The sequence below is a fragment of the Streptomyces sp. CO7 genome (assembly GCF_053474865.1).
This window is the reverse complement of record NZ_JBRIOU010000009.1, coordinates 224,627-232,775: the sequence shown is the minus strand read 5'-3', so window position 1 is coordinate 232,775 and position 8,149 is coordinate 224,627. Positions and strand designations below refer to the sequence as shown.

4 protein-coding genes are annotated in these 8,149 nt (G+C 76.0%); all 4 read right to left on the bottom strand.

All coding sequences use genetic code 11. From position 1 onward, the window contains the following. The coding region (locus tag ACOV8S_RS27625) for a DUF6493 family protein (RefSeq protein WP_448321161.1) at positions 1-2,472 on the bottom strand (2,472 nt) is incomplete at its 3' end. Further along, the gene (locus tag ACOV8S_RS27620) at positions 2,469-5,144 is read right to left on the bottom strand and encodes a DUF7824 domain-containing protein (protein WP_448321160.1); all 2,676 of its coding nucleotides are present in this window, start codon (positions 5,142-5,144) and stop codon (positions 2,469-2,471) included. The genes ACOV8S_RS27625 and ACOV8S_RS27620, both read right to left, overlap by 4 nt. Then, the gene (locus ACOV8S_RS27615) at positions 5,141-6,499 is read right to left on the bottom strand and encodes an SWIM zinc finger family protein (RefSeq protein ID WP_448321159.1); all 1,359 of its coding nucleotides are present in this window, start codon (positions 6,497-6,499) and stop codon (positions 5,141-5,143) included. Before ACOV8S_RS27615 ends, ACOV8S_RS27620 begins: the two co-directional genes overlap by 4 nt. Positions 6,500-6,585: 86 nt before the next feature. Beyond that, positions 6,586-8,149: alkaline phosphatase D family protein (locus ACOV8S_RS27610; protein WP_448321157.1), on the bottom strand; the 1,564-nt coding region annotated here is incomplete at its 5' end.

Sequence of the window (8,149 nt, the reverse complement as noted above, 5' to 3'; positions counted from 1 at the left end):
CCGCAGCACCGACCAGGTGGTGCGCCCGGCGCCGCCGTCGGCCGCGGAGCGCAGGGCCTTCGCGAGCCGGGAGGGCACCACCGTGCCGGACAGCACCAGCACCGCCAGGTCGGCCCCCGTCGCCTCCGCGTCCAGGTCGCCCCGCGCGGCGAGCTGCAGCAGGGCGTCCACGGCCGGCAGGCGGTCCTCCGCGGACCGGGCGAACAAGCCGTAGGCGACCGACAGACGCAGCGCCGGCCCCGGATCGCCGCCCGACTCCGCCAGCCTCGGCAGCAGCCCGGTGTCGACCGGGCCGTCCCGGTACACGGAGGCCGCGAGCGTGGGCAGGGTCCGCGCCGCGACCAGTTCGCGGTGGCCCGGCAGCAGGGCGGCCCAGTACGCCTCGAGGCCGCTGCCGCGGGCCGGACAGTACGCCCGGTCGCACCCCTGCGCGCCGACCGGCATGCCCAGCCCGCGAAAACCCCGCGGAAGGCGCTGGACCGCGGGCGCCTCGGCGTACTCGACCCCGAGCAGGTCGCCCGCCGGCACCGTGCGGCCTCGCGGAAGCACGGGACCACCCGCGTCCAGCCACTGGGCCAGCCGCTCGCCCTCCGGTGTGCCCAGGGCGCGGGCCCGTCCGGCCGCCGCCGCGCAGGCCGCGGGGTCGGCGAGCCGGAGCCGCAGCAGCGCCTGGGCGAAGTCGTTCTCCCCGACGCGTGCGTCCAGCCGCCGGTACTCCTCCAGCCTGCCGACCAGTTCCGCGGGCTCCAGCGAGCCGTCGTCCCAGGTCGGGGTGGAGAGCAGGAAGGGCTGCGGATCGGTGCGCAGCCGATGGGCCGCCTCCCACAGCCGGATCTGGAAGGCGCGCGCCAGGTGTCCGTGCACGCAGGTGTACTCCGGGCCGGCGTTCATGACCGCCGAGTGCAGCACGGAGAGCTTCACGGCGAGGTGCAGCGACGCCAGAACGAGATCGACGCCGTGCTCGACGTCGAACGAGCCGGGGAAGTGATGGGTGAAGCGGCTCCGGCCCCGCATGCCGTCCCGGGGCGAGCGCCCGCCGCCGGACCACCACCGGGTCGCGACGACCGGCTCGAGCGCCACCAGCAGCGCCTCGCGGTCCCGCTGCGCCCAGCGCACCAGACCGTCCAGGGTCCGCTCGAACGCGGCGACGTCGTCCCCGGCGGCCCGCCCGCCGGCAGCCAGCAGGGCGCCGGTCTCCTCCGCCACCTCCGCGGCGGTGGCCGGAGGCGGAGCCAGGCGCCGCGGGACGCGCACCGGCGGCAGGATCTCGACGTAGGGCTCGACCGCGGCGTCGGCCTCCGCGCCCAGGCCCAGCACCCGCAGCAGTCGCTCACGCGGGGCGGCGGGCAGCGACGCGGCGTCCGCCGCCAGCGCCGTGCGGACCTCGTCCCCGCCGGGCGGCGGAGGCAGATGCCGCGTGACCAGGGCCAGGGCGCGGTCGCGCAGGGCCGCGTCCTCGTGCGCGAGGACCGGACCGAGACAGGCCAGCAGCTCGCCCGCCGCCCCCGGACGCCGCGACAGATATCTGCCGATCAGCGTCAACTGGGCGCGCACCAGCTTCTTCTCCGGGCGGAACAGCACCGCAGCCGAGGTCTCCGCGAGGGCGCTCGCGGGAAGCGTGCCGTCCAGTGCCAGCTCGCCCAGCACCGTCCGGGCGTGACCGGCCACGGTGGACGGCCCGTCGGCGGCCAGCGCCCGCCAGTCGGCGACCCGCTCGCGCCGCTCCCCGTCGGTGAGTTCGAGTTCGGTCAGCAGGTGCTGGAAGAACCGCAGATCGCCCGCCCTTCCACCGCGCAGCAGCCGGGAGAGGCAGCCGTCGATCATCACCTCACGAGGCAGCAGCCCTTCGCCGGTGAGCGCCAGGAGGGCGCCGGACCACGCGCCGGCCCCGTCCAGCAGCAGGCCCATGTCCTCGATCCCGAAGAGCGCGCCCACCATCGGCCGCAGGTCCCCGTCACCGCGCAGGCGTTCCAGCAGGGTGCCGTCCTCGGCACGCAGCGCCCGGGTGCGGTGGCGGACCCAGCCGGTCACGTATCCCTCGGTGACCGGGGGCGGGCAGTCGGCCAGCCGGACCAGGCCGGACATCAGCTCGAAGGACACCGCGGCCGACGCGGGCCGGGCCGCGAGGCGCCCCGCCAGATCGGCCAGCCAGTCGGCTCCCCGGTCCTCCACCAGCCGCAGCAGCGTCGGGGCCGTCACGGTGCTCACGGCCCCGAACCGCAGGTCCGGGCCGGTGAGCCACGAGGCGACGGCGGCCGCTCCCCTCTGACACGCCACCCCCGCCGCCAGCAGCGGCGGGTAGGCGATCCGCGAGGCCTCGGCCCAGGGGTCACGCCGCAACTCCGCTCGCAGCCCTCGCAGTTCCGGCACGCGGGACCGGCGTTCGGCGGCCGACAGACCCTTCAGCAGGTCCAGTGTCTTCACCGTGTCACCGGCGCGGATCGCCGTGACCAGCTCGCCTCCCGTGGTCATCGGACCGCCTCCCCGCTCAGCGCCGCCCGCAGCCGTCGCGCCTCCAGCACCAGCCGGGACGAGCCGGAGCGGTCCGCGACCCGGTCCAGGCCGGGCAGCGCCCCCGTGGAGCCCGCGCGCTCCGCGCACTCCGCGGCCACGCCCAGCAGGTCGCCCAGCCCTCGGGCAGGCTCCACGCCCTCGGCCAGCAGCGCCGGCAGCGCGTGCCGGAGCACCTCGCCGACGGTGGCGGACGCCCCGGTGGCGGCGGCCGTGCGCAGCGAGTCGGCGAGCCGTGTCGCCTTGACCGCGCCGAGCTGCACCAGTTCGGCGAGGTCGGCCCCCAGCCGTCCGGCGTCGAGCTGTTCGCGCGCCGCCAGCACCAGCAGGGCGTCCACGGCGGCCAGCCGGTCCTCGGGGTGACGGGAGCCGAGCCCGTAGGCCACGCACAGGTGGGTGGCCGGACCGGCGGGTCCGCCGGCCTCCGCGAGCCGGGGCAGCACCGCGGCGCCGCGCCGCTGGTCCTGCACGGCGGAGGCGATCGCGTCGTGCACCAGCCGCGCCGCGAGCAGCTCGCGGTCCTCGGGGAGCATGGCGAGCAGGTGCGGGCGGGCACCGTCGTCGAAGTGGTAGCACCAGAAGCGCTGGGCGTCGGCGAGCACCGGCTCGCCCAGACGCGCGAAGGCGCCGGGGAAGTCCTGCAGCAGCGCGGAGCACTCGCCCAGTCCCGGCCGCACCCGCCGGTCGACCGTCCGCCGTTCCGGTGTCGCGGGGAGGGGATCGGACGCGGTCAACCAGCGGGCCAGGTGCTCGCCCTCCGGGGTCACCAGTGTCGCGGCGCGCGCGGCCGCCGCCTCGGCCGCGGGCCGGTCCGCGCGGCGTACCCGCAGGAGCGCCTGGGCGAAGTCGTTCCTCAGCGGGACGATCCCCGCGGCCGAGTACAGCTCCAGCCGCCCCACCAGCTCCGAAGGATCGACGGAGCCGGTACTCCAGGTGGGCGTGGACAGCAGAAAGGGCGGGACCGCACCGGTCCGCATCCGGTGGGCGACCTCCCTGACCCGCGCGTCGAGGGCCAGGCACAGCGGGCCGTGGGCGCATTGCCTGGCGGGGGCGGTGTCGTGCGTGCCCGGTCGCAGCACCTCCTCGGACACCTGACCCGTCAACGCGGCGAGCAGCATCTCGACGAGATGCCGGGCGTCGCTGTAGGCGGCGTCGACGGCGAAGTAGCGCTCGGGCGCCCTCCAGCTGTCCGGTGCCGCGTCGTGCCACTCGACGCGGGCGAGGACCGGGGCCAGGGCGTCCAGCAGCGCCGCCCGGTCCTGGTGGGCGAGGCGTACCAGACCGTCCAGCACCCGCTCGAAGGACGCCACGTCGGCGTCGCGCCGGGCCAGCAACGCGCCGGTCTCCTCCGCCAGTTCGGCCGGCGAGGCGGGCGCCGGAGCGAGCCGGGCGGGGGCGGGCACCGGCGGCAGCGTCTCCTCGTACGCCTCCGGTGTCTCCTCCCGCGCCTCCAAACCCAGCGCCGTCAGCGCACGGACGCGCAGCGCCGGGGACAACTGGTCGGCCGCGTGGCCCAGTTCCTCGCGCGCCTGCTCGTCGGACACCTTGCCCAGGTGTCGTTCCAGCAGTCGGAGTGCCCGCTCCTGCGCGTCGGCGTCCGGCTGCCCGAAGGCATGGGCGAGGCCCGGCAGCAGGAGGTTCGCCGCGTCCGGCCGGGCGGACAGCACCTTGCCGAGCAGGACGAGCTGGGAGCGGACCAGCTTCTTCTCCGGTCGGAAGAACACCGAGGCCGACAGGTCCGCCAGCTCCCGGTCGGGGAGGTCACCGGCCAGGGCCAGTTCGCCCAGCACCGCCTGGGCGTGGGCGGCGACCGTCGGGATACCGTCCGCGGCCAGCGCCGACCAGTCGGCGGTCCGCGCCCGGCGTTCCTCCCCGGTGAGTTCCAGCGCGGTCAGCAGGTTGAGGAACACCCGCTGGTCGGCGGCAGGGCCGCCGCGCAACAGCCGTGCCACGCAGCCCTCCACCATCGCCGGCCGGTCCAGGACGCCCTCGGCGGTGAGCCGTGCCAGTACGGTGACCCAGCTGTCCCCGTCGTCGACGGAGTACAGGTTCGCCATGGCGCGGCCCGCGTCGGCCGTGGCGAAGAGGCCGGCGGTCATCGACGCGAGGTGCCGTGTGGCGCGGATGCGTGCGTCGACGCCGTCCCGCTTCGTCCAGGCGCCGTTGACGTGCTGGATCCAGGCGTGCACGGATGCCTCGGTGACCGGCGGCGGGCAGTCGGCCAGCCGTGCCAGCCCGTCCAGCAGTGCGTGGTCGACACCGGCCGAGACCGGGCGCGCGGCGACCCGGCGGGCCACGTCGGCGAGCCACTGCGGCTCCCGGTCCCGCAGCGCCCCCAGGAGCAGGCCGGTCGGGGCCGCCATCCACCGGAAGTCGGCCGCGGTGAGCCAGGTCGCGACCGCCGCCGCCCCGGTGAGGGAGGCCGTCCCGGCCAGATGGAGGGCCGGGTACACCCGCCGCTGCCGGCCCCAGTCCTGGCGGAACTCCTTGCGCAGCCGCTCCCACTCCGGAACCAGCGCGCGCCGCTCGGTCGCGGTCATCGCTGCCAGCAGGGCGGCCACACGGTCGGTCGCGCCTTCGCGCACCGCCGCGCACACCTCGTGCTCCGTCGCCTCCGTCGCCGCCTTCGTCACGACCGGCCCTCCCGTCGCGCCATCCGGACCGCCAGCGCGTGCTTGCAGGGCCCGCGTCCGCCCCGGTACTTCGCCCACCACAAGCAGGTGCACGTCAGCGCACCGTTCTCCTCGCGCACCCGGTGCCGGTGGCCGTCCTCGGCGGTGACCGTCCCGGTCACGCCGTCCAGCGTGACCGCCCCCGCCGCCAGCAGCGCCCGGGCGTCCCGCAGCCGCGGGTTGTGCCGTTCCACCCGGCCTGCGTCGTACGGAAGTTCACGGTGGAAGTAGGCGGCCTCGGCCGGGTCGTAGCCCACCCGCCCGGAGGTGCCCAGGCGTACGAGGGCGCCGCGCACGCGCTCGGCGGTCAGGCCGGAGGCGGCCGCCAGGTCGGCGACGTCGATCCGCGGCTCCCACGCCAGCAGCACGGATATCAGCTCCGCGTCCTCGGCGGCGTCGCCCGAGGCCAGCGCGTCGAGGACGCCGCCCTCGCCGGAGAAGCCGCGGGAGGCGTCCGGCGACAGGGTCAGGGTGAGCCGCATGCCCGGCAGCACCGCCTCCCAGGCGCTCGCGGCGGCGTCCGTGCCGGACACGGCCGGCCCGTAGACCCGCAGCGCGGTCGCGTGGCGCAGCACCCGCTGCAGGGCCACCAGCCGCTCCGGCCCCGGAAGGCACACGGCGCCCGGTACCGGTCGGGTGGTCGGCCGCAGCCCCCGCCCCGCGGGCACCACCCAGGACGCGCCGCCCCGGCCCCGGCCGCGCGGCAGCGACCGCAGGAACCGGACCGCCTCGGCGGCCGGAAGTTCCGCCCGCAGCTCGAAACCGGCCGTGACCACCTGCGATTCCGCGAAGCCGCGCAGCCAGCGGTCCGGCAGCGGAACCTTCTTCTCCACGACCGGGCCGTCCGTCGTCGTCACCGCCAGTTCGTCCGGGCCCACCCGCAGGTGGACCGGGTCGAGGGCGCCCACCCGGGAGAGCGCCTCCCGCAGCGGGTTGTTGACGTCGACGTTGGTGGTGCCGTGTCCGACGTCCCCACCGTCCAGGCCGCCGTCGAGGACGTCGAGGCGGGCGTACACGCCGCAGCAGCCGGAGAAGGACTCGAAGCGCAGCCGGTCGCCGTTGCCCGTCACCACCGGGTCGAGCGAGGCGCGCGCCTGGGGCTGGTAGTAGCGGGCCGCCGCCACGTCGGCCACCGCCAGGAGGCCCGCGGCGGCCGCCTGGGGGTGCGTGAGGAAGCCGGAGAAGAAGCCGGGGTGGTCCTGGACGCCCGTGGGCGTCGCGCCCCGGGAGGTCTCCAGTCCCAGGAGCCGTCCCTCCGCGGTGGTGTGCAGCGCGGAGGGACGCGCGTAGGCCACGGCCTGCAGTGATCGCGTCATGGGAGGACCGTAGGGGCGACCACCGACAACTGCCGTGGCGCCCCGGGCGGTCGGGCCTCCGGCCGCCCAGGGCGCCGGCCCCGGGCCTACTGGCCGACGAGACCCGGCTGCAGCACCTTCGTGAACAGCACGGCCCCGTCCTGCTCGCGCAGCCGGACCGTCATCTCGCCGCTGTCGCCGTCGATCTCCACCTCGCCGAAGAACTGGTACCCCTCGGCCGGCGAGACGTTGGAGGTGGCGGGAGCCTTCACGAACACCCGCTCCGGTCCGAAGGTGCCGTCCAGTGCGGTCGCCGGAAAGGCGCCCGCGTTGAGCGGGCCGGAGACGAACTCCCAGAACGGCTCGAAGTCGGTGAACGCCGCCCGCGAGGGCTGGTAGTGCTGGGCCGAGGTGTGGTGGACGTCCGCGGTCAGCCACACCGTGCCGGTGATCCGGCGGTGCTTGACGAACCGCAGCAGCTCCGCGATCTGCAGCTCGCGCCCCAGCGGCTCACCCGGGTCGCCCTGCGCGACCGCTTCCACATTGCGCCGGCCCTCGGTGGTGTCCGTCACCACCAGACCCAGCGGCATGTCCGACGCGATCACCTTCCACACCGCCCGAGACCGGGCCAACTCGCGCTTCAGCCACTCCAGTTGCTCGCGACCGAGGATGCCCTGCGGATCGACGGCGTCGGTGCCGGCGGAGTTGGCGTTGCGGTAGGTGCGCATGTCGAGCACGAACACGTCGAGCAGCGGGCCGTGGCGCACCACCCGGTGGATCCGGCCCTCGCGGGCGCCCGGGGTGAGCGTGGAGATCGGGTAGTACTCGCTCACCGCCCTGCGGGCCCGCTCGGCCAGCACGTCGATGCGCTTCTCGGTGTAACGGGCGTCCGTGCCGGCGATCACCTGGCCCGGGTACCAGTTGTTGCGCACCTCGTGGTCGTCCCACTGCACGACGGCCGGCACCCGCGCGTTGAAGCGGCGTAGGTTCTCGTCGAGCAGGTTGTAGCGGAAGTTGCCGCGGAACTCGGCCAGGGTCTCCGCGACCTTGGACTTCTCCTCGGTCACCAGATTCCGGTAGAGCCGTCCGTCCGGCAGCGCCGCCGTGGCGGCGATCGGCCCGTCGGCGTAGACGCTGTCGCCGCTGAGCAGGAAGAAGTCCGGGTCCAGCCGTCCCATCGCGTCGAAGATCCTGTAGCCGCCGATGTCCGGGTTGATTCCCCAGCCCTGCCCCGCGATGTCGCCCGACCACAGGAACCGCACCCCGTCGCGGCGCCGCGCGGGGGCCGTGCGGAAGGTGCCGGTGACCGGCTCCCCGGTGCGGCGCGGGTCGTCGGGGTCGGCCAGCACCACCCGGTAGTGGATCTGCTCGCCCGGCGGCAGGCCGCGCAGCCGCGTGGTGCCGGTGAAGTCGGTGCCCTGACCCAGCAGCGGGCCCGGCACGCGGCGCACCCTGCGGAACGACTCGGTCGGCGAGACCTCGACGACCATCCGGGCCGGGCGGTCGGACCGCACCCAGACCAGGCCCGAGTCGGAGGTCACGTCACCGGCCTGCACGCCCCAACCGGCGCGGGGACGGCCGGAGAGCGCGAACGCCGGGGCGGCGGAGCCGAGACCGGCGGGCAGCGCGAGGGCCGCCGAGGCGGCGAGCGCGCCCCGCAGGACGCCACGG